Source organism: Limnobaculum zhutongyuii (genome assembly GCF_004295645.1).
GTDB classification, from domain to species: domain Bacteria; phylum Pseudomonadota; class Gammaproteobacteria; order Enterobacterales; family Enterobacteriaceae; genus Limnobaculum; species Limnobaculum zhutongyuii.
On sequence record NZ_CP034752.1, the window covers coordinates 4,292,446 to 4,315,657 of the forward strand.

The window sequence follows — 23,212 nt, forward strand, 5'->3', positions numbered from 1 at the left end:
GTTCTATTCGCTCAATACGGTGATGCGCGGGGCAACAATTCGCGTATGGCGATGTTGAAAACGCAAGGCGACCAGTGCCAGAGTGGCAACCACCGCCGGTGAAGAGATAACGACAAACATGGTGCTGAAGGAGATATTCCACGACAGCATCAGACCACCGCTAAGGGAGCCAAAAATGGCACCGCAGCGGCCGATAGCATTGGACCAGCTCACGCCGGTTGCCCGACACTGGGTTGGATAGAGCGCCGCAGACAGGGCATTCAGACCAACCTGAGAACCGCTGATGCCAATACCGGTTCCCAGCACCGCCAGCGACATCGCCCACAGTGAACCTTCAGATACGCTGATTAATACAATAAACACGGCACCCAAGGCGTAACTGCCCGCCAGCGTCCAGTAAGGATTAAAGCGGTCCATCATCATGCCAATCAGAATGGCGCCGGCAGTTCCCCCCACCTGGAAAGCAGTGGTGACCCATGCAGCATGCTGTAAATCAACTCCGCCGCTGTTGAGCATGGTTGGTAGCCAACTCGACAGTGAGTAGATAATCAACAGACTCATAAAGAACACACACCACAGCAACAGGGTGGTTGGCAGAATTTCACGACTGAACAACGCGGCGACTGCACCTTTTTCTGCCGGTTTTTCATCCAGATGAAAATGAACATCGTCATAGTTTTTACCGGTGATTTTTTTCAGTACTTCTGCCACTTTTTCAGGCTGATACTGCTTCAATACCCGGTAACGGGGTGATTCCGGTAACGCCTTCCACAGCACCACACACAGTACTAATGGCATCACGCCGCCCAGAATCAGAATGCCTTCCCAGCCGATATGAGGAACCCATTGGGCGCTAACCACACCACCCAGTGCAGACCCCAGCGTAAAACCACAGAACATCAGGGTCACCAGACCAGCTCGCCGCCGGGCAGGTACAAACTCCGATGTCAGGGTGATCGCATTCGGCATAGCACCTCCGAGTCCTAATCCCGTCAGGAAACGCAGTATCGTCAGAGTGTTCATATCGGTAGCGAACGCGGACAGCACGCTCATCAGGCCGAAAAATGCCACACTGAACTGCATAATGTTCTTGCGGCCGAATCGATCGGCCATTGGTCCAAATATCAAAGCGCCTAAGGTCAGGCCAAACAGGCCTGCACCAAACAGCGGTGCCAGATGGGCGGCATCCAGTTGCCATTGCTGGCGGATAGCCGGTGCGATAAATCCAATTGATGCGGTATCAAACCCGTCAAGGGTCACTACCAGAAAACAGCAAGCCAAAACCCGCCACTGGTAGGCCGAAACGGGCGCAGCATCAATCACCTCCTGAACCGTCATGCTACGTGTTAGTGTCATCTTATTGCCTCATGGTTGTAGGGTACTTTTATCGTTTTTGTGATGTATGTTGCTATTTTGTTAATACTATGAGACTGCGAGATGTGAAAAGATAATGGTATTTCAAGCCTTGCTATAACCTGGAGGTTATATCTATGAGTGACTGGACGCAGAAACTGAAAGTGCAACACCTTAGATTGCTGGTTTGCATTGGTGAACAGGGCAACTTGAGTAAAGTGGCAGAGATTATGAATATCACTCAACCGGCCCTGTCTAAATGGCTGAGTTCGCTGGAGGAGGATATCGGGCTGGTACTGTTTGAACGGCACAGTAAAGGGCTACGTCCTTCAGAAGGAGGGCGCCTGATGCTGGAACATGCGCGACGTTTGCTTAACGATCTGGAGCGTTCCCGGGAAGATATTGAGCAATTTAAATTAGGAGCACAGGGAAGCCTGCTGATTGGCTGCTCTCCGGTCGCCACTGACTGCGTATCTCTGGCCCTGCTTTCGCTGATTAAGGATTATCCCAACGTTCATGTTCAGGTGGTAGAAAATGTCATGACTCCCCTGCTGCAAAGCCTGATCTCCGGCAAAGTGGATGTCGTGGTTGGGCGCGTGGGTGGAAAAGCATTGCAGTTGCCGCTGAATTATCGGGTGCTCTATACCGAGCCAGTCTGTTTTGTGGGTCGCTGTAACCATCCGTTGGCAACCAGAGATAAAATCAGTTGGCAAGATCTGTTGGAGTATCGCTGGATTGTCTGGCCTACGGGCACCCCCATTCGCGTGAGTATTGATAATGCACTGGTGGATCAGGGGGTAATGCTGCCGGAGAATTATCTGGAATCCTCGTCCATGAGCGTAACCGTAAATATGGTACAGGCCAGCGATATTGTCTCTATTCTGTCCTGGCGACTGGCGCAACGCTATGTGGAAAAAGGTCAGTTAGCTATGTTACCCCTGCCGCGTATCGAACAAAAAGGCAGCGTTGGCGTATTCTGGCGTAAAGATAACGCACCATCAGATGCACTGCTGCGCTTCTTAGCTCATTTAACCAGCACCTCTGCCGAGCCGGAAAGCGCAAACAACCACCATGCCCGACAATGATTTTCACTTTTTATCAGTCAGACAGTTTATACTGGTCGCCATAACGCAACATATTCCTTCATTCGGCCAGAATTTTAGCCCACGTGTTGCGCAGACGATAAATACCTTGTTGGCCTCCACATCTGGTGGTGGCTCGGGTCAATCACAGGAATGTATAAGACACCATGTTAAGCTATCGCCACAGTTTCCATGCCGGTAATCATGCCGACGTCGTGAAGCACACCGTTCAAAGCCTGATTATTGAAGCGCTCAAAGAGAAAGAGAAACCTTTTCTGTATCTTGATACCCATGCCGGTGCCGGGCGCTATTTTTTAGGTAGTGAGCATGCGGAAAAGACCGGTGAATATCTGGAAGGTATCGCTCGGATCTGGCAACGGGATGATGTGCCCGTTGAGCTTGAGGCTTATATGTCCGCGGTTAATGCCTATAACAAAGGCGGTTACCTGAAATATTATCCAGGCTCACCCTTGATTGCCCGTCATTTGCTCAGAGAGCAAGACCAACTGCATATGACAGAGCTGCACCCAACGGATTACCCACTGTTACGCCATGAGTTTCTTAAAGACGATCGCAGTAAAGTTTTACGTGCTGACGGTTACCAGCAGCTAAAATCTCAGCTTCCTCCCCAATATCGCCGTGGGTTTATTCTGATCGATCCACCTTATGAGCTCAAAACCGACTATCAGGCGGTGGTTCAGGGTATTCAGGAAGGCTATAAACGTTTTGCCACCGGCGTGTATGCACTATGGTATCCGGTGGTGCTGCGTCAGCAAATCAAACGTATGGTTAAAGAACTGGAAGAGACGGGTATTCGACGCATCTTACAAATCGAGCTGGCAGTTCAACCAGACAGCGATCGTCGCGGTATGACCGCATCAGGTATGATTGTGATCAATCCCCCCTGGAAGCTGGAACAACAAATGAGTACCGTTTTGCCATGGCTGCATCGCGTACTGGTACCAGAAGGTATTGGCCATACTAAAGTTAGCTGGATTACACCGGAGTAAACACTCATTGGGCGGTTGTAGTAAGAGTTGAGAATGGTTATGAAAAGAAATACGTTAGTCGGTATCAGCCTTTCTGTGATCGCTATCGTGATTTTAGCCGGTTGGTTGATTTGGCAATTTTTATTTCCTGTACCTGTTGCTAAATGGGTTTTTTATGGTGAAAAACCCTCGGAACTTCGCGGTTACATCTATCCTCCGGCCAAAAACAGTATCGACGGCAAACTTGAACCCAAGCCCGACATTCCTGATGGTGATGGTGCCCTGCTCACCCTGTGGCCGGATACCAAACGCTGCACCTTAACGGTAAAATCCGGTCGGGAAAACATCAGTGTGACACGTTTTCGGGAGAGTACGCCTGAAACGGTACAGGTAGAGTATGTAAATGAAGATGGTGCACCTACCGCACTGCATGTTCAACTCGACTCTGGTGTCAGTTTTTGGACTTATCCTGATCCGAATAGGGTCAATGATTTCATTGGCTGGAAGTTTGATAATTTGGCAGGTCAGGCAATTCCTGTTCGTTTTCGCACTGGAGCGTTGATAATAAAAATCATCGATGGCACCCAATACAAACGTCAGACTAACGGTCACTGGCTGTATGAGAAACATCAGAATGGGATAGTGTTGGAATCTAAGGAGTTCAGCACATTACCGGTGACGAATTCAGAGCAGAACCGTCAGGCGGAACTGAAATTAATCGGTAAAGCAGACCAGTGGCTGAGTGAAACGTTACAAGATTTATCAGATACCTTATCGGTTCCTATTCCCGATCAATGGTTAAGCACCAATAGTGACCCCTGTCAGTCAGTGAATACGGATATGTAAACGTAGAGCCGACGTTCGGGGGGCTTTTATTCTCCAGCGGGTTGTGAGAACCTTTCTCAATCCCCTCTTAGCTATAGAGAGAAGTAGACAATATCATGACTAAACATTACGACTATCTTGCTATCGGCGGTGGTAGCGGCGGAATCGCTTCTATTAACCGTGCAGCCTCTTACGGAAAAAAATGTGCCATTATTGAAGCTAAATACCTCGGTGGTACCTGCGTAAACGTGGGTTGTGTGCCTAAAAAGGTCATGTGGCATGCAGCACAAATCGCCGAAGCCATTCATCTGTATGGACCGGATTATGGTTTTGATACCACCGTAAACCATTTCGACTGGAAAAAGCTGATCGAAAGCCGTACGGCTTATATTGATCGTATCCACCAGTCTTACGATCGCGTATTAGGCAATAACAAAGTTGACGTGATTCATGGCTTTGCCCGTTTTGTCGATGCCCATACTGTTGAAGTCAACGGTGAAAAAATCACTGCAGACCATATTCTGATTGCGACCGGCGGTCGCCCTTCCGTGCCGTCTATTCCGGGTGCAGAATACGGTATTAATTCTGATGGCTTCTTTGCGCTGGATGAAATGCCTAAGCGCGTAGCCGTTATTGGTGCGGGTTATATTGCGGTGGAAATCGCCGGGGTACTGAATGGATTAGGGGTTGATGCCCATCTGTTCGTGCGTAAACATGCCCCACTGCGTACCTTCGATCCAATGATCGTAGAGACTCTGCTGGAAGTGATGGCAGCGGAAGGTCCTTCTCTGCACACTCAGGCCATCCCTAAAGCCATTGTTAAAAATACCGATGGCACATTAACTCTGCAGTTGGAAGATGGCACAGAGCACGTGACAGACTGCCTGATTTGGGCCATTGGTCGTGAACCGGCAACAGATAACATTAATCTGGCAGCCGCTGGCGTTAAAACCAATGAAAAAGGTTATATTCCGGTTGATAAATTCCAGAATACTAACGTTGCCGGCATCTATGCCGTAGGTGATAACACGGGTGCGGTTGAGCTGACCCCGGTTGCGGTTGCCGCAGGCCGTCGTTTATCTGAACGTCTGTTTAACAACAAGCCGGATGAGCATTTAGATTACTCCAATATTCCTACTGTGGTATTCAGCCACCCGCCTATCGGCACTATCGGTCTGACAGAAGGTCAGGCTCGCGAGCAGTATGGCGACGATCAGGTGAAAGTGTATAAATCTTCCTTTACCGCTATGTATACCGCAGTAACCGCTCACCGTCAGCCATGTCGTATGAAGCTGGTATGTGCCGGTAAAGAAGAGAGGATCGTGGGTATTCACGGTATCGGTTTCGGTATGGATGAGATCCTTCAGGGCTTCGCGGTTGCGGTTAAAATGGGCGCAACTAAGAAAGACTTTGATAACACCGTTGCGATCCACCCAACGGCAGCAGAAGAATTTGTCACTATGCGCTAATCGCGCTGCGATAAATTCATCGAAACCCGAATATTGCTTTCATATTCGGGTTTTTTATTGCCCGATCGACGACAAAAGCCCATCACGCTGACTTGTTGCTTTCGTCTGAATACTCCGTTATTTACCCCGGTTTTTGTCGGGACAAATAAACTTTGCTATTATCAATCAGATAACAGTAAACGCGGCGATGGCCTCAACCACTCGCACTAATATAAAGAACTTCCTGATGAATAACGCGGTAAAAAAAGCCACCCGGTTGGCAGACAAAATTAAAGCGATTCCCGCCATTGCACATTTGCTACGCGCTACTGAACGCTTTAACGATCGTCTGGGGAGCCAGTTTGGTGCCGCGATTACTTATTTCTCTTTTCTGTCGCTGATCCCTATTCTGATGGTCTCTTTTGCCACCGCCGGTTTTGTGTTGGCTTCCAACCCAGAACTGCTGGCCGAGCTTATTAATAAGATAGTGACCAGCGTTTCTGACCCTAATTTAGCAACCACGTTAGAGAATACGGTCAATACGGCCATTCGCCAGCGCACGACCGTTGGTTTAACCGGTCTGCTGGTGGCGCTCTATTCTGGTATCAGTTGGATGGGCAACTTACGTGAAGCCATTCGGGCACAGAGCCGGGATGTATGGGAGCGTAATCCTGCGGAAGAAGACAAATTTTACTTCCGCTATCTTAAAGACTTTATCTCCCTGACCGGATTAGTCATTGCGCTTATTGTTACCATTTCCCTCACGTCGGTTGCCGGTTCAGCCCAACAGATCATTGTTAACGCCTTAGGGCTGGGAGATATCGCCTGGCTCAGACCCGCGTTAACGCTAATCGCTCTGACAGTCTCCATTACCGCTAACTATTTCATGTTCTTGTGGATATTCTGGATGTTGCCAAAACAGCGCCCTAACCTTAAAGCATTGCTAAAGGGCACTCTGCTGGCGGCTATCGGTTTTGAAGTCATCAAATTTATCATGACCATCACATTACCTCAGTTGGCGAAATCCCCTTCTGGTGCGGCTTTTGGTTCAATTATTGGTTTGCTGGCGTTTTTCTACTTCTTCGCCCGGCTCACTTTATTCTGCGCCGCCTGGATTGCCACCGCGCAGGAAAATCAGAAAAAAGCTGACGCGGATAACGAACAAGTCCCCCCCCAGTCGGCATAGCCGGTAACGGAGCGTTTATCTCTGTACAACATCACCAGAATAAACACTCCGTTTTTTACTAAAAAAGCGTCACCACACAATTATTGAAACAATGTTTTATTTTTTCTTGACTATCCCCCGCTAAGTTATAAAACTAATCCCAATGACCAATAAAATTAAGACTGGGATGCCACACCATGACCACTAAAAGAATTGCCGTTATTGGCGAATGTATGATCGAACTCTCTGAAAAAGAAAATAATGTCAGCCGTGGATTTGGCGGAGATACCCTGAATACTTCCGTCTATATTGCCCGTCAGGTACCAGAGGATAAACTGGCAGTACACTATGTTACCGCTCTGGGAACCGATGTATTTAGCGACCAAATGCTGACCACCTGGCAAAAAGAGAAGGTTAAAACCGACTTAATTCAGCAGTTAGATGACAAAATGCCAGGCCTCTACTACATCGAAACTGATGACGCTGGCGAGCGTAAATTCTATTACTGGCGTAACGATGCCGCAGCGCGTTACTGGCTGGCTCGCGACAAGTCCGAGGAAATTTGCCAAAAGCTGGCGCATTTCGACTATATCTACCTGAGCGGAATCAGTGTGGCGATCCTTAATCCGGAAAGTCGCCAGAAACTCATCAGCCTGCTGAAAGCCTGTCGTAGTAATGGGGGTAAAGTTATTTTTGATAACAACTATCGCCCGCGCCTGTGGCAAAGCCGTGAAGAGACACAGCAAGTCTATCATGACGTACTTTGCTGCACTGATATTGCCTTCCTCACTCTGGACGATGAAGACGCGCTGTGGGGCGAAGAGCCGTACGAAAACGTTATCACCCGTACTCAGGCTCTTGGCGTTAGCGAAATCATCATTAAACGCGGCGCAGACTCCTGTATCGCTGCTACCGGCAGCAATCGCGAAGATGTACCGGCAGTTAAGCTGGCTAAAGAGAAGGTGGTTGATACTACGGCTGCCGGTGACTCATTCAGTGCGGGTTACCTGGCGGTTCGTTTACAAGGTGGAAATGTCGCTGACGCCATTAAACGTGGTCACCTGACCGCCAGTACGGTCATTCAATATCGTGGGGCCATTATTCCTCTGGAAGCGATGCCTGCGGTCTGAGAAAAGATCCCATAAAAAAGCCCCGGTACTGAATTTCAGGCCGGGGCTTTTGTTTGGCTTATAGCTCAAATCACTTCGCTTCTTCCGCCTTTGGCGACATGACAGAGTCAAGTAAATCCGCTAATACCTTAACATTCTCCTCAGGTTCACCGGCAGGCTGAGTCAGCACCATCGTTGGTTTGATAGAGAGTATTTGATGAATACGGGCATTCACATCCGTCGTGGTCAGGCTGCTAAGGAACTTCTGATTCAGCTGCTGATAGGATTCCGGATCAACCGCAATAGAACCGCTTTTTTGGATCAGCAGACGCTGATTCATAATCTCAGTAGTATCGGTTTTGGCATAGGTCGCAATCGCCTTGTCCAACTGCTCTTTTTGCGCAGCAACTAAAGCTTTCAGCTCCGCTTCGGTGATACCTTCTTTATCCAGCTTCACTAATTCGGTGCCCAGCTGTTTAATACTGCTTTTCAGCGCCGGGAGCTGTACATCCAGCGTCATATTGCACTTATAGCGCTGAAACTGTACCTGACACTCAATATTCAATGGCTCACCTTTAAGTACGGTACGCCCAAGCTTCTGATTCAAACGATTCTTAATCATGTCATTGGCAATCATACTTAACCACTGGCGCTCCAGTGAAGCCGTCGTCACCACCGGATGCCATGGATCATCCCATACCAGTTTAATACGATCTTTGGTCACACCCTGAGATGAAAAACTAACCGGAGTTGGCGGTAACGCGCTCAGTACAGCAATGGTTGCCGGCGTCTCTCGCTTACCACTTAAACCACCAAAAGCCTTATTGATCTGATCGTTCAATACCCGACGATCAACATTACCCACCACGTACAGCGTCATAGCATCCGGGGTATACCATTTGCTGTAAAACTCACCCAACTGCTCTGCACTGGCGTCAGCAACAATAGTTTGCCCTGGTTCATGACCCATTAACGGCGAGTTTTTAATACGATAGCGCCACCAGGCATCATTCAGTCCGGATGGTAACATCACCAACGGTGACGCAAACTCACTGCGAATGGCCTGAATTTGCTCATCGGTTGCCGTTGGGCGGTTTACTGCATCAGATAACCAGCTAAATGCTTCTTTTAATATTTCTGGTCGGTTATTTGGCAGACTCAAATTGTAGCGAGTGTAATCATAGGAGACTTCCACCAAATACTTTGGCTCAGCATCCGGAAGAATTTGAGGCAACAAAGCCTGCATTTGATGGTTGCTAAAATGCTCGGTTTGAGACGTTGCCAGACGCGGTAACAGATAGGAAAAACCGACCTGTGGAATACTTTCCTGCAGAGAACCCGCATTGATTTCTAAACGAACTTCAATCTTATCGGTGGGTCGATGTGGAGTGGCAAGCATTTGCCATTTAAACCCATTTTCCAACTTTCCTTCCTGCCATGCTGGATCGGCTTTTAATGGCTCTGCCTGGGCAGCTCCCGCCATTATCAACACCAATCCACCTAAAGCGGATCGTAAAAACTTACTATGCATACTGAAACCTCATTTACTGCTTATATCAACCCCGACAACATCATGTGGTTGTCTGACAGCTGATATTTGCATCCTTGTCGTTTTTGTTATTGAAAGAAGCAGGCTGTCGAGATGTCACTCAATGCTACTATCATTTAAATAATAAAACTGATGGCTAACTTGCAAATAGAGACATTATGCAGAGAATACCGCCAGCAGCAAGCCGTCGGAAGGAAATGAAGCAACGCTTGGTTAGAAAATAAACAATTTTATTGCATATGAAATTATATCTGAGAAATGCTTTATTTCCACACTGACCAAATTTTTATCCGGTCTTATCCTATTCCATGTCAATTTTGATGGTTAAAAACAGATTAGCGGCCCGCATTTTTCTTTGATAAAGATAAAAAAAATCCCCACCCGTAGGTGAGGATCTTTAATTGAAACGAGGTATTAATCAGACAGCGGGAGTCGCTTTTTTAGAGCCCTGATTGTTTAACTCTTCATGCAGTTTGTCTTCGTCTATCTGACGGCACCACTTAGCAACAACCACGGTTGCTACACCATTACCAATCAGGTTAGTTAACGCACGAGCTTCTGACATGAAACGGTCAATACCCAGAATTAACGCCAATCCAGCCAGTGGTAAGTGACCTACCGCTGAGATGGTTGCTGCCAGTACGATAAAACCACTGCCTGTTACCCCTGCTGCCCCTTTGGATGACAACAGTAATACCACTAACAGCGTAATCTGGTTGAGCACGCTCATTTCTGTATTGGTGGCCTGAGCGATAAATATCGCCGCCATGGTCAGATAGATGGATGTTCCATCGAGGTTGAACGAATACCCTGTAGGGATTACCAATCCTACTACTGATTTCTGGCAGCCCAAACGCTCCATTTTATCCAGCATTCTTGGTAATACCGACTCAGAAGAAGAAGTACCCAGAACGATCAGCAGCTCTTCTTTGATATAACGGATAAATTTGAAAATGCTAAACCCAAAGCCTTTAGCGATTGAACCAACCACGAACACGATAAACAGTACACAGGTGATATAGAAGCACAGAATTAACTGTCCTAACTGTACCAGAGAACCCACACCGTATTTACCGATAGTAAAGGCCATTGCACCAAATGCCCCGATAGGCGCCAGACGCATGATCATGTTGATGATGCCAAAAATCACGCGGGAGAAGCTGTCAATAACATTAAATACTAACTGACCTTTTTCACCCAGGCGATGCAGAGCAAAACCAAACAGCACGGCAAACAGTAATACCTGAAGAATGTTACCGCTGGCGAACGCACCTATTGCGCTGCCCGGAATGACATCCAGTAAGAATGGAACGATACCTTGTGATTTAGCTGCGTCAGCATAAGCGGCAACAGCGGTAGCATCCAGTTGAGATGCATCAACGTTCATACCTGCGCCTGGTTTGATCACGTTTACCACGATCAGACCAATCAACAGAGCTAATGTACTCACGATTTCAAAATAGAGTAACGCGATGCCGCCCGTACGACCTACGGCCTTCATGCTCTCCATCCCGGCTATACCTGTAACAACGGTACAGAAGATAATTGGTGCGATAATCATTTTAATCAGTTTGATGAAACCATCACCTAACGGCTTCATTGATGCACCAATCTCAGGATAAAAATGCCCCAACAGTACCCCAACCGTTATTGCAATTAACACCTGAATATAAAGTGATTTGAAAATATTCAATTTCATGATGCTTTCCTTATTTTTATTAGCAACACGGTGTAGAGCGCTGGAAAATAACATCCAATTAACACTATGGATATTAATTTATTGATTAAACAATGGGGAAAAATCAGAAATATGAACTGGATCGCATCACAACCGTTGGTTTTACGTACTTTATGGTCAAAAATTAGTTAATCGGTACTTTTCTATCTCTGCTAATTAGTGGTTCAGTATTTATTAACAATATTAACAATCTCGTTAATGTACTACCTTCAGAGGAATATCGATTTTGTTAATAATAAGAAGACAGGTACTTTTCCTTAAACATTTCATAAGGAAGCGCCCGAGAGAAAAGATAGCCCTGAGCAAAATGCATACCGTGAGCCAGAAGCCAGTCGGCCTGTTGTTGAGTTTCCACTCCTTCGATCACCACTTTCAGAGAGAGAATCTGAGCAATCGAATTGACGATTTGCACCAGCTCATCATCATCCGGTAGTCCATCCACGAAGCTCTTATCGATTTTCAACTCATCTACAGGCAAATGACTAAGATAATTAAGATTGCAGTAACCGGTACCAAAATCATCCAATGCAATAGAAATGCCTAAATCGCGCATTTTTATCAACGTTGGTAGCACAGCCTTCAGATCATAAATATTTGCAGTTTCTGTCAGTTCCAGAATTAACTTGTTTGGGCTGAAATCATAGCGCTGACATAACCCGCTCAACTGTTTAATTAAATCAGGTTGTTGTAACTGTAATGCCGATAGATTAACGGAAAGAGTTAATGGAATTGCCTGTTGTTTCCAGTGGGCCAGCGTCGTACAGGCTTCTTTCAGCACCCATGACCCTAACTCAAGAATTAATCCTGTCTCTTCTGCTAATGGAATGAAATCCCCCGGAAAGCGGATATCACCTTCAGCATAGTGCCAACGAATCAGCGCTTCTGCGCCATAAGGCTGCCCGGTAGCCATATCTACCTGAGGTTGAAGATAGAGACGGAACTGATTCTCTTTCAGTCCGCGAGCTACTTCGCTCTCCATAATCAGCCGCTGCTGAATGTTATTGGTCATATCCGGTTCAAAGAACAGAACCTGATTTTTCCATCGCCGTTGCGCCAGCAGCATCGCCGCCTGAGCATTGGCAATTAGCCCATCAGGTTCTTCACTATCGCTGGGATACTGTGCAATACCAATGCTAACCGTCGGCAAATACTGATACTCGTTAATACTGAGCGGCGAGGTAAGATGCTCAACCAGCCGCTGTCCCAGTTGCATGGCATGCAACGGACTTTCCTGCGACTTACTAAGTACAATAAACTCTTCGCCGTGAAGCCTTGCCAGCAGCGTATGCTCGCCCAGTACTTCCCTCATGCGTTTAACTGCATCAATAAGGCCAAGGTTTCCCTGCTCTTGCCCCAGTGCCTGATAGATATCTTTAAAAGAATCTAAATTAATAAATAACAGGCTAAACGGCTGCTTTTCATAACCACTGTTTACCAGCTGTTGTTTTAACAGCTCCTGAAACAGGGTGTAATTGGGGAGATCGGTAATAGGATCCCGGGTGCTCATGCGGGTTAACTGGTGATGAGCCTGTACTAACGCCTGTTGATTACGATTATAACTGCGAACCAGTACCCCTAACTCATCATCCTGATGGTATCGGGGTAATGAGAGCTGATGATACTGGATATTCTCTAACGGCAGCGTACGCAGGTCATCGGCAATAGCGCGCAGTGGATAGACTAATAAACGATTCAGACACCAACTGATAGCAATAGAGAGCATAAAGGCCAGCAGTAAGTAAGCTACCAGCAGAGCAGAAAAACGCTTCAGGGTATATTGATAAAGCTTATAGGAGTCAGCTTCCAGTACCAGATAGCCCATAGGTTGGGGATCGATAGCATTGTATTCCGGTGAATAAAGTGGAATCAGTGAAACAATAGGAAGCTCCAACAACCGTTCCGCCAGATGAGGAACTTTGCCATTCGGTCCACGCTGGCTATGAACGGAGACCAGCTCAGTATTTACAATTAAATTGGCTTGGGTTAAAAAATCCAGTTCCATCAGATTATCTAATGCACGTTGGATCTCTTTCATATTTCTATCCCACAGCGCCCGCTCCAGCGGCTGAGAAACGGAATAGCCAATATTATCCAGCTGAATGTGGTAAACCTCTTTGCGCTGCTGAATAAAATCAAACATTTGTATAATGATAAAAATACAAATCGTCGCCAGAGCAACTACCGTTACTAGCGACATCTGTTTGATTGTTAGCGAACGCTTTACCTGCAAAGGTTTATCTCCAAATGGCCTGATGACTGAATAATATATTTACATGCCCGGCGATGGGTAAAATATTATAACGTTCACTCCTCACATTATGGCAAAAGTATTCTGCCACGCTCAGAAATCTGGCTCACTCTCATTTAAAATCAGCATAAGGTGTGAGTGGTTGAGGCGGTAAATCCATATCACCCAACCAAGGCTCCAGCGCATAGCGTACATAAATCAACGCATGGCTAGGGGTATAGTCTTTTGCCTGTTGAATATCGACTCCGGCTCCTACACTCCAGTGAGAGGTAATCCGGCGCTCCACCAATGCCCGCACCGTATACCCGGTTCCACTGCTGCTGCTACTGTCAGTCGTGGCATATTTATCCGGTAAACTATCGGGGATCAGCCCCTGCAACGGATAACGCTTACTGCCATCCGTTGATGAATGAGACATGGATACTGAACCACCCAATTCCCATGACCAGTTTTCTGTGCGCTCGCGATATAACAGCGGTAAAGAAAACGATAGATACTGTTGAGGGCTGTAATACCCCCCTGTCCCAAGGTGTAGTCACTTAAATCTTTCTGGTAGTGCCACCACATGGTGTTTAAACCTACTCTTACCTGACGGTCGTTTTCGTTAATCACTTTATAGTAGTAACCGGCCATCGCCTGCATACGCTGATTATCCGCGACATTCTTGCCAGTCAGTTGGTGGTAAGCAACATTACCCCATACACCGTGCGGCCCGCCGCGGTCATAACTTAAATCCAGTTGAACACCATTTTTACGCACGCCACCCCATTTGGTTCCGGTATAAGGATCAACCGCACCACCAAAGGATAACAACGAACTGGAAATTGGCCGGCGGGAAGCAGTCACCGTCCATCCCAGATTGTGCCAGTCATTGCTGTAGCCAACACCACCTACCCAGTCAACAACCTCAAATCCCATCGGCGTGGTACCGATATCCACCTGCCAGTTATCATCCTGCCAGCCGGTTGCTACGCTGACACCATTACTCTTTTGGCTACGATCGTCGCTACAGCCAACTTCCCGGCAGGTACCAAACGTCTCTTTATAGACGCCACTGCTGTCGGTACTAAAACTCCCCGCATTCATCATGACCGAATCACCGCGCAGAAAAGCCGTTCCCCGCTGTAGAGGAAAAGCAATGTGCAGCATGGTGGTATGAGCGGTTAAATCAGAGATCCCTTTCGTACCGCTGGAGCCCCAATAGTCATGATCCAGCGTCACTGTCGTGGACTGCTGTTTATACAGTGATTCCGCGTCTGATTTGATTCCTCGTTTTAGCCAATCATCCTGCTGGTTGTTACGCATAGATTTGGTAAACGTCTCATCATCCATCTCCGCTGAAGGTGTGATCCCATAGGCAGTCATCGCATGGCGGTAATCATTTAATGCTTCGTCAGGATGTCCGGTTTTTTCCTCAAACGCCGCGGCATCACGTAACAGGCGGGCGTTATCCATAGATGGTTCAGCAGAGGGTTGCAGTGCGGTTGGTTTTAATTGGGCCAGTATTGCTCCTGCACGCTCATCATCTCCCACTAATGACCAGGCATTGGCTAAACGACGCCCGGTACCGATATCGCTGGCTTGAGGTTGAATAGAGAGTGCACCCAGGGAAGCTTTGGCGGCATTTAAATCCCCTTCAGTAATCTGCGCTTCAATCACACTCAGTTGAGCATCCTGATTATCCGGCTCCCGGGCCAGAATCTTCTGATACTGCTCCTGCGCCTGTTGACCATCTTCCCGCTCTATCGCCCAGTCAGCCAGGGTAAGATCGATACGGGTACTGGCTGGTTGCTGTGTTAACCAGGCAATGGCTGCCGGTTCCCCTTCTGTTTCGCGAATTTGCTGGGCCTGTTGCAGGATTTGCGACGTTTTCAGACGAGTATCCAGTTCACGAATGTTGTCATTCCACTTTGCCTGACCCAACGTTTGTAGCTGGGCCAGTGCCTGAGCTTCACGACCACTGCCGGACAAATAGAGTGAATGCGCATATATCCAGTCAGCATCTTGTTGATGAGGCAGCATCGCCCGACTAAATAGCGAATCGGCCTGAGCATTTTTGCCCTGTGCGCGCATCACACCGGCCAGACGATAAGTTAGCCAAACATCATCAGGGGTCATTTTCTGAGCCTGAAGGTATTTCGTTTCTGCTTCAGCCGGTTTACCGGCAGCAGCAAGATCTTCCGCTTGCTGTTTCAGGCTACTTGCGGTTAATTCATTAAGTGAGCTACGCATGCGGTTTTTCATATAGCCCGGCAGGCTCTGAATATAGCTCAACGCTTTTTCTGGTGACTGCTTTTCATATAGCGAAACCAGCGAGCTAACGGCACTACGGCTATCCGGCTCACGACGCAGTGCCTGTTTATAGTAAGATTCTGCCGCCGCCACATTATTGCGGGCCATCTCTACATCACCTAAACCAATCAGTCCTTGCGCATCCGTACCATCAATAGCACTGGCCTGACGGTATAAGGTTTCAGCCTGATCCAACTGTTTATTTTTCAGGGCACTGTCCGCCCGATCGATGATTAACCAGTAACGATTGGTTTTAATCAAACTATCCAGCTTGGAAGCATAAACACCTGCCGTATTGCTCGCTTTGGCTTTATCAAACTGCGCTAAAGCCTGCTGACTGTTTCCAGCTCGGGCATAGGCCTGCCCTAACGCAATCAGCAATTCAGCATCATTCGGTGAAGCACTCAGCGCCTGTTTTAGTGAAGGAATCGCATTACGACCGCCGCCACTGTCCACCTGTTCCAGTCCCCGGACTCTGGCGCGATAACGTGGGTCTTGTAGCAATGTCTGCTGGCGCACCAGCTCTTCTCTGGCATCAGCTACCTCCGGCTGACCTTCAAAGAGGGTGATGAAGTGTTGCAACTGAGCAACACTCCGATCCGAAGCCGGTATATCTTTTAGTTTGCTATACCACAGTTCGGCTGCACTACTGACACCACCGGGACTGGCCGCCAACTTTTCCAGTACCTGATAAGCCTGTTGCTCTTTTCCTTCATCAAATAAGAGCTGCGCAATGGACATACTTAACGCATTTGAAGCTGGAAAGCGTTTTTGCAGCACTTGCATCTGCTGTAATGCATAATCTCGCTGACCGGGAATTTTTTTCACAACATTCCAGTATTCAATCGCCAGCTCCAGTGTAGGTGCCTTGCCTGAAAACAGTTCATCATAAGCCGCTTTAGCCTGAGCCAGTTGTCCACCCGTTGCCAGTAGCCGAGCCTGTTGTAGTTTGTTTTTTCCTTCTGGCTGCGCCAGCTCAATTTCGAGTTTAGCACTCAAATAAGTATCCGAATCAGGCTGTAGCTTTCTTAACTGTTCCAGTTGGCGAGTCGCGGTGGTCATATCTCCCTGACGCAACGCGTATCTAATTTGAGCGGCTAACGTTTCAGGCGCATTCGGGCTGATCTTCTCCAATCGATAAAGGGATTCTTTCACCAAATCATCCCGATGAGCTGATTCACCAATACGAATTTGTTCCTGCAACCAGGCTTCAGGCGATACGCTGTCTGCGGCTAATACGCCAAGGGGTGAGAGAGTAAAAGGAAGTAGCGTAAAGGAGAGTATCGGTGCAATGCGATGCACTGTACCCACCACGGGAAAAAGCCGATGATAAAGTTTCATAGTGTAGTTTGAAATCAGTGGGTAATTTTGCATGTATCTTTCTCCCAAGAAACCTGCAACTCTCCCTGTTGATTAAAGCGATAATATTGTTGATCCCAACCGAGACCGAAAAGAGTTAACACGCTACTGTAATAAGCATCTGCACCCGGAAGATTATTCACGACCCGTTCGCGTTGAACTGCCTGAGCCGGGGAACCCGCTAAAAATGGTAATAGTGCAGCAGAAAAACCAACTGGCCCGGTACCGGTAGCTTTACCGGTTTGAGTATCTACCGTTTCTGGTGGTAAGCCCGTATCCTGCGTCAGTTTAGCCATTGGTTGATAGTGGGCTATCAGTTCTGCTTTTCCCGGCGCATCTTCTGCCAGCATGCCAAGCCATAAATAGACCCGAATCGCATTGTAGTCGCCGGTTGCTCCGGTTTTACCGTCTGTTTGCCAACCTTTCTCTTTCTGCCAGACCACCCAATCAGCAGCAACTCCCGCAGGTGCCGCTTCAAGTAATAGCTTACGGTTGCTCTCTGCAACTTCACCCCAAATCTTGTCGGTTTGAGCGAGACGAGATAACAGTTGTGGCGGTTGATAACTGGGGTTCAACCGCCAGCGATCAGATTCGATAAAACCAGCTTTTCCAGGCATCAGCATGAAACCCAATCCCGGTATCTTCGCGACCTCTTCCCTGACAATACGTTGTAATAGCAAAGTACCCATTACCTGATAACCACGGGAGCGCCAAAGCCGTCCGGCTTCCAGCAGCGTGTAGGCTATCCACAGATCAGAATCAGATGCGGAATTAGTATCCAGAATCCCCCAACTGTTATCCAGTTTTTTACCCCATAGCCAACCGGGTAAGCGAGCCGTCAGATCGCCAGCGGCCAGATTATTCTCTGTCCAGTTCAAAATCTGATCGAATCGATTACGATCATTCGCCACGAGTGCAAAAAACAGTCCGTAGCTCTGTCCTTCTGAGGTGGTGATGTTGTTACCGTCAGTGGGGTCGATAACCCGCCCTTCACGGCTGATATATTGCTGAGAAAAACGCTGCCACTGTGGCCAGTAGCAGCTATCTGCCCACGCCTGACCGGCGATAAGACAGCAACAGAACATCATCACCAAGCGTTTCATATTATTTATCTTCATCCGGGTTTAAGCGACGACGGCTTATTGCTCGCAGGCCACGCCAGAGCATTAATGCCACCAGAATCACGCTGAAAACGGCAAATACGGCCAGCCACACCGGGTGTTCAGATAGCTTAAACCAGAGTTTGTCCCACCATGGCAGATAGCCAACATAATAGGTATCGCCAACCCGAATACTATTTACGCCGGAGTTACGCACAATGGAAACCGACCCGGCAATCGCCGCGCGTTTGCCGCTATCGCGCCAGGCTTCATCCAGTAGTTGATAACCGCTGTCACCGCTGGCCATCAGAGCAACCACACTGCGCTGCTCGTTATAAGGAGACTGAAAGCCGGTTATGGCACCAATGGGTCCATCTGATGAAACCGCCGCATTAGCCTGCGGTGTTGGTTCGGTACTCGGCTTATCGAAATCAACTGTATGCAGTTCCAGATTATTTTTTTCCGGACGGTTAAGCTGGCTCTTTGCCTGCTCAATCAGTATTTGTGGTTGATTTCTGGCATCCAAATCTTTCGGAATACCGCTTAACACCAACAGATCTTTATCTGCGTGCTGTTTCGCATCCGGTTTAGCCGTCAGTTCAATCCCCAACGCCGGATAGCCAATATTGGCCCCCATCTGCCCCATCACGTTAAACAGCAGCGTTAATTGTTCTGCCGTTGGGTTTTCAGGCATCACCACTAACGTTTCCGATAAGTCCGCCATGCGACTGAATGGGAAACCTGACTGAGCAAAGGTTTTCAATGCAGGCATCGCCAGATAGTGGCGATAACCAGAAAAATCGATAGTTGAGTCACCATCAACCACTGCTTCATGTTTTACCGGCGTCATGGTACGACATACGTCAGTGGTGCTGGCACCAATATTTGAAACGAAATCAAAATCGAAACGCAGTTTGTTATTTCCATCCAGTTGGAAAGCTGGAATCATCACTTCTTCATCAGTACTGCTCAATCCCTGAATCAACGGAATATGCAGTACCTGCAGCTTATTCGACTCATAAGGCTTCAATGGAAACGCCTGTAAAAAACGATTATTCAGACTGACATTTAAGCGAGAATCATCCACATAAGGAGGGGGTGTATAGCGATATTTAAGATTTAGCGCGATACCCTGACTGCGCAATAAAAACAGATCGGGCGGTAATTTCATGTCCAGATCGATCGGCGGCAAACGCCCACCAGAAACGCTGAGTTGTTCCGGGTAAGTCGTCAGTTCAGCTAATCGTACCGGACGATCGGTTCTTACCCAGTTAGGTGCATCGTAAGGCTGGCGAGGTAATAGCTGTTTTACGCTATCAATAGTCACGCTCTGGCCACGGAATAACGGTTCTCCCTGAGCGATGCCCTGTACTGCAGTCAGTAAATCTTTGTTGTCACGCCCCAACACCAGTAATAGCTTGATATACGGATTTGTCGGGTGGGATATTATCTCAACCGTTGGTGCATCAACTTTCGGGTAGTCCTTCAGGAAATCCGGGCGCCAGTCGTTAGTGGCAAAAACCACGCCGTTGCTCTCTGGCAGTTGGTTATACAATACCGGGAAGTTCTGGCCCCGCCATTGTGCATTCACACCAAACCAGGACGCTAAAATTGCCGCCGCTTTTTGCTGGTCACTATCCGGCGCTGAATTGAAAATCATCGGTAAATTTAACGGACGGAAATCCCGACTGTCATAGAACGGCTCAGGAAAACGGGAAAGATCGTTATTCACTTCCAGTCCCTGATAGGTCAACGCTACCGAACTGCTTTTACTTACATCAATCCAGATACTGCTATGGGTTGGGTCTTCACAGACATCCTTATAATGTCCCACCAGCTCCAGACGAATGCGGTTAAAATCGCTGATATAGCGGGCATCCAGCGGCAAATTAATCGCCCCTTTCTTCCCCGGAGAGTCCTGATTTACCGGCACAACCCCCATCAGTTCATCATTCAGATAGACTTTAATATGGGAGAGTAACGGTAATAGTGCAGGCGAAACGGTATAGTCCAGATTCAGTGCCGCCTGAGATACTACTTCATCACTACGCACAGTGAACGTCATCTGCGCAACGCTCTGTACCCCTCTTAAAACCAGACTGCCTTCCGGTGCCAGTGTTTTAAAAGAGAGTGAGTCATTACGCACCGGTGCTCCCGGAACGATTGGCATCGGCTCCACCTGTGGCGCTACGGGTGCTGCGCTATTTTGCACATCAGCATCAACAACCTGCGGAGTATCCGTAGTCTGCGCATAGGTAGCACCTGCCAGACTGAGCAGAACAATCCCCAGCCAGCGACGTTTCGCTACACCAGTAAATATCACTTCAGATTTCATTTTATTCATACTGTTGCCACTTCTGTTTTGGGCTGATTAACCCGCCGAGGTAAAAACGAAATTAACCAAACAATAACCGACGCCATACGCCCCAAAATGGAATATAAAAATGGAGGTGAGTATTCCAGCATCCGTTGATAACCGTGTAAGCCCAACATCAGCACATCACGCATGCTGCTCATCGGTTTATCTTCCGGTACGCTTTCTTGCCATAACGCCCAGGTGTCTGCCCGGGCAAAAGTACATTGCATAAAATCAATATGTTGCTGTGTGGTGGTCAGATGAAGCTGAACGCCAACGGTCTCGTTGAATGAGCGCATCACCTGACGGGGGAAGGCATATTCGCGATCTCCCCGGGTTAACATCAAAGTCAGTTTATCGCCCTTAGCTACCAGCTCTGGCGCATTCATCTCTATACCAACCCCTGCATCGGAGTAATCTCTCAACGTACAAGGGAATAGATACCCATCTTCACGGGCAATCGCGGCCGGCATAGCAATTTGAATGCGGGGTGAGTTCCTGATTTGTTTGGCTTCAATAGAAACCGCTATAGCGCCACCTAAAATAATCAGGTTATAGATAACCCATATTGCACTGACCAGAACCGTAGGGATCTCATTGCCTGGTCCGTAATACATACGCCATCCGGCAGCCAACAGACCCGCTGCGTTGAGTAAGACCAGCAAGAAATAGGGGCGAGAGATAATCCAGTCGAGATGGCTCTCTTCCACCAGCCCACCTTTAGCGGTGACGTTAAATTTGCCCTTATGGGGATTCAGTAACGCAACGGTAGTCGGGCGGGCGATATACCAGGCCAGTACCGTCTCATAAATTTCACTCCAGAACGAGTGACGAAACCGTCCCTGAATACGGGAGTTAGTCAGGCTGGCGTGAATCATATGGGGCAATACATACAGCGCTATCGCCAATGCCGGCGCATAAATGATATAGGCGTGGAAATAGAGGAATGCCAACGGTGCGGTTAAAAATATCAGTCGCGGAACGCCTGACAGGAAATGCAACATCGCATTGGCATAACACAGGCGCTGAGCCAGTTTTAGCCCTTTGCCCAGCAGTGGATTATCCAATCTGAAAATTTGTACCATGCCCCGTGCCCAGCGAATACGCTGGCTAATATGGGCTGACAGCGTTTCGGTTGCTAATCCTGCCGCCAGTGGAATACGAATATAGGCCGGCACGGTGCAAGCGCAACGAGGTGTGCGCATCTTCCGTCACGGTTTCAACCGCAATACCGCCCACTTCATCTAATGCAGTTCTGCGCATAATCGCACAGGAACCACAGAAGAATGTCGCATCCCAGGTGTCATTGCCATCCTGAAGCAAGCCGTAAAACAGGTTACCTTCGTTTGGCATTTTACGGAAAGAACCCAGATTACGTTCAAAAGGGTCCGGCGAGAAAAAATGATGGGGGGTTTGTATCATTCCCAACTTTTTGTCTTTAAAAAACCAACCCATGGTCAGTTGCAAAAAAGAGCGCGTTGGCACATGGTCACAGTCAAAAATAGCCACAAATTCGCTGGTAGCCTGCTTCAGGGCATGGTTGATATTACCGGCTTTAGCGTGTTCATGGGTTGGGCGGGCAATATATTTTACCCCAACCTCTTCAGCAAATGCCCGAAACTCAGGTCGATTACCATCATCCAGAATGTAGATAGTTCGCTTATCTTCCGGCCAGTCAATTCCCAATGCGGCATAAATTGTGGGTTTAACCACGTTCAGCCCTTCGTTATAGGTAGGTACCATAATATCGACGCTGGGCCAGGAAGTGACATCTTCCGGCAAGGGGACCGGTTTGCGATGAAGTGGCCATACCGCCTGAAAAAAGCCCAATACCAGCACGATCCAGGCATAGGTTTCTGCCGCCAGTAATAGCAACCCACAAACCAGACTCACCGGGTCATCCCAGTTAAGGGTCGAGGTATATCGCCACCAGATATAGCGAGATGAAATTGTCAGTGACAGTACAATCATCATCAAAGAGGCAAAGCGGCCCGGAATACGGCGCATCACCATGGCAATGCCCCAGAGCAGCAGAACAAAGATAAACTGGGCAAACAGATCGAACGGCTGGGAGATACAAATAATCGCCAGTATGCCCGCTAGCAGGCTACAAATGATAAATACCGTGCGTCTTAATGTCGGGCTAAGATTTTTTAAACGCTGCTCTGAACGATGTTCTAACTGATTCGCTCTGACATACTCAGGTAAGCTATGCAGCCAGCTGTTTATCTGTTGATGTCTTGCGCTCAACCACTGTCTGAATTTTTGCCATCCCCGACGTAAAAATAAAAACGAAGGGGCGCTCTCTTGACGAATGACAATCAGCCACAGACTTTGTACGGAATAACGCAAAATATCAGCCAAACGAGGGCGAACATCAGAAATCTGGGGAAATAATCGATTATGTTGTTCTCTGACTCGCTGCCAGGCCGGTGATTCCAGACAGAATACCGTCCATAAAACAGCATAACCAACACAATACAGAAATGCCGTGATGGCGGAAGTCTTCTGTTGACGATATCCATTATAACGGGCAACCAACCGACTCAGCGGTGCCGTAGGAATGAATAAACTGAACAGAGACTTGAATGGATGCATA

At 47.9% G+C, this 23,212-nt stretch carries 12 protein-coding genes and 2 pseudogenes; 6 read left to right on the forward strand and 8 right to left on the reverse strand.

Features of this window, described 5'->3' with window-relative positions; genetic code table 11:
* Nucleotides 1-3: 3 nt before the first annotated feature.
* Nucleotides 4-1,356, reverse strand: a complete 1,353-nt coding sequence (locus EKN56_RS19240) for an MFS transporter (protein WP_130593264.1) — start codon at nt 1,354-1,356, stop codon at nt 4-6.
* A gap of 134 nt (nt 1,357-1,490) precedes the next feature.
* On the opposite strand from EKN56_RS19240, the gene EKN56_RS19245 reads away from it, so the two are divergent.
* From EKN56_RS19245 to kdgK, 6 genes are all read left to right on the forward strand, one after another.
* Nucleotides 1,491-2,438: a LysR family transcriptional regulator gene (locus EKN56_RS19245; RefSeq protein WP_130593265.1), complete on the forward strand. Its 948-nt coding sequence runs from the start codon at nt 1,491-1,493 to the stop codon at nt 2,436-2,438.
* Nucleotides 2,439-2,602: 164 nt separating this feature from the next.
* Nucleotides 2,603-3,445, forward strand: a complete 843-nt coding sequence (locus EKN56_RS19250; protein WP_130593266.1) for a 23S rRNA (adenine(2030)-N(6))-methyltransferase RlmJ — start codon at nt 2,603-2,605, stop codon at nt 3,443-3,445.
* 39 nt (nt 3,446-3,484) lie between these two features.
* A complete protein-coding gene (locus EKN56_RS19255) occupies nt 3,485-4,270 on the forward strand; it encodes a hypothetical protein (protein WP_130593267.1) in 786 nt (261 codons plus the stop codon).
* A gap of 95 nt (nt 4,271-4,365) precedes the next feature.
* Nucleotides 4,366-5,718, forward strand: coding sequence for a glutathione-disulfide reductase (gene gorA / locus EKN56_RS19260; protein ID WP_130593268.1), 1,353 nt, complete (start codon nt 4,366-4,368; stop codon nt 5,716-5,718).
* Between the two features lie 226 nt (nt 5,719-5,944).
* Complete coding sequence (gene yhjD, locus EKN56_RS19265; protein ID WP_246019890.1) at nt 5,945-6,883, forward strand: inner membrane protein YhjD; 939 nt, start codon at nt 5,945-5,947, stop codon at nt 6,881-6,883.
* Nucleotides 6,884-7,059: 176 nt separating this feature from the next.
* Nucleotides 7,060-7,992, forward strand: coding sequence for a 2-dehydro-3-deoxygluconokinase (gene kdgK, locus EKN56_RS19270; protein ID WP_130593270.1), 933 nt, complete (start codon nt 7,060-7,062; stop codon nt 7,990-7,992).
* 70 nt (nt 7,993-8,062) lie between these two features.
* Here the strand turns inward: kdgK and EKN56_RS19275 are convergent, their stop codons facing one another.
* The 7 genes and pseudogenes from EKN56_RS19275 to bcsA all read right to left on the reverse strand — a co-directional run bounded on the left by EKN56_RS19275 (nt 8,063) and on the right by bcsA (nt 23,211).
* On the reverse strand, nt 8,063-9,502 hold the full coding sequence (locus EKN56_RS19275) for a M16 family metallopeptidase (protein ID WP_130593271.1): 1,440 nt from the start codon (nt 9,500-9,502) through the stop codon (nt 8,063-8,065).
* A 436-nt stretch (nt 9,503-9,938) separates the two neighbouring features.
* A complete protein-coding gene (locus EKN56_RS19280) occupies nt 9,939-11,219 on the reverse strand; it encodes a dicarboxylate/amino acid:cation symporter (protein WP_130593272.1) in 1,281 nt (426 codons plus the stop codon).
* A gap of 268 nt (nt 11,220-11,487) precedes the next feature.
* Entirely contained in the window at nt 11,488-13,488 is a 2,001-nt protein-coding gene (hmsP, locus tag EKN56_RS19285) for a biofilm formation regulator HmsP (protein WP_168189688.1), read from the reverse strand.
* Between the two features lie 130 nt (nt 13,489-13,618).
* Nucleotides 13,619-17,154, reverse strand: a pseudogene (gene bcsC, locus EKN56_RS19290) (cellulose synthase complex outer membrane protein BcsC).
* The gene (gene bcsZ, locus EKN56_RS19295) at nt 17,154-18,260 is read right to left on the reverse strand and encodes a cellulose synthase complex periplasmic endoglucanase BcsZ (protein WP_246019892.1); all 1,107 of its coding nucleotides are present in this window, start codon (nt 18,258-18,260) and stop codon (nt 17,154-17,156) included. Before bcsZ ends, bcsC begins: the two are co-directional and overlap by 1 nt.
* Before the next feature lies 1 nt (nt 18,261).
* Complete coding sequence (bcsB, locus tag EKN56_RS19300) at nt 18,262-20,601, reverse strand: cellulose biosynthesis cyclic di-GMP-binding regulatory protein BcsB (protein WP_246019894.1); 2,340 nt, start codon at nt 20,599-20,601, stop codon at nt 18,262-18,264.
* Nucleotides 20,598-23,211: pseudogene (gene bcsA, locus EKN56_RS19305) on the reverse strand (UDP-forming cellulose synthase catalytic subunit). The gene bcsB and the pseudogene bcsA overlap by 4 nt, the downstream one beginning before the upstream one ends.
* Nucleotide 23,212: the final 1 nt, after the last annotated feature.

What these genes read in the sequence shown, in the direction of transcription:
- yhjD (WP_246019890.1), top strand. Translation starts at nt 5,945, where the DNA reads ATGAATAACGCGGTAAAAAAAGCCACCCGGTTGGCAGACAAAATTAAA.
- bcsB (WP_246019894.1), bottom strand. Translation starts at nt 20,601, where the DNA reads ATGAATAAAATGAAATCTGAAGTGATATTTACTGGTGTAGCGAAACGT.
- EKN56_RS19275 (WP_130593271.1), bottom strand. Translation starts at nt 9,502, where the DNA reads ATGCATAGTAAGTTTTTACGATCCGCTTTAGGTGGATTGGTGTTGATA.
- EKN56_RS19280 (WP_130593272.1), bottom strand. Translation starts at nt 11,219, where the DNA reads ATGAAATTGAATATTTTCAAATCACTTTATATTCAGGTGTTAATTGCA.
- kdgK (WP_130593270.1), top strand. Translation starts at nt 7,060, where the DNA reads ATGACCACTAAAAGAATTGCCGTTATTGGCGAATGTATGATCGAACTC.
- bcsZ (WP_246019892.1), bottom strand. Translation starts at nt 18,260, where the DNA reads ATGAAACGCTTGGTGATGATGTTCTGTTGCTGTCTTATCGCCGGTCAG.
- EKN56_RS19250 (WP_130593266.1), top strand. Translation starts at nt 2,603, where the DNA reads ATGTTAAGCTATCGCCACAGTTTCCATGCCGGTAATCATGCCGACGTC.
- EKN56_RS19245 (WP_130593265.1), top strand. Translation starts at nt 1,491, where the DNA reads ATGAGTGACTGGACGCAGAAACTGAAAGTGCAACACCTTAGATTGCTG.
- EKN56_RS19255 (WP_130593267.1), top strand. Translation starts at nt 3,485, where the DNA reads ATGAAAAGAAATACGTTAGTCGGTATCAGCCTTTCTGTGATCGCTATC.
- EKN56_RS19240 (WP_130593264.1), bottom strand. Translation starts at nt 1,356, where the DNA reads ATGACACTAACACGTAGCATGACGGTTCAGGAGGTGATTGATGCTGCG.
- gorA (WP_130593268.1), top strand. Translation starts at nt 4,366, where the DNA reads ATGACTAAACATTACGACTATCTTGCTATCGGCGGTGGTAGCGGCGGA.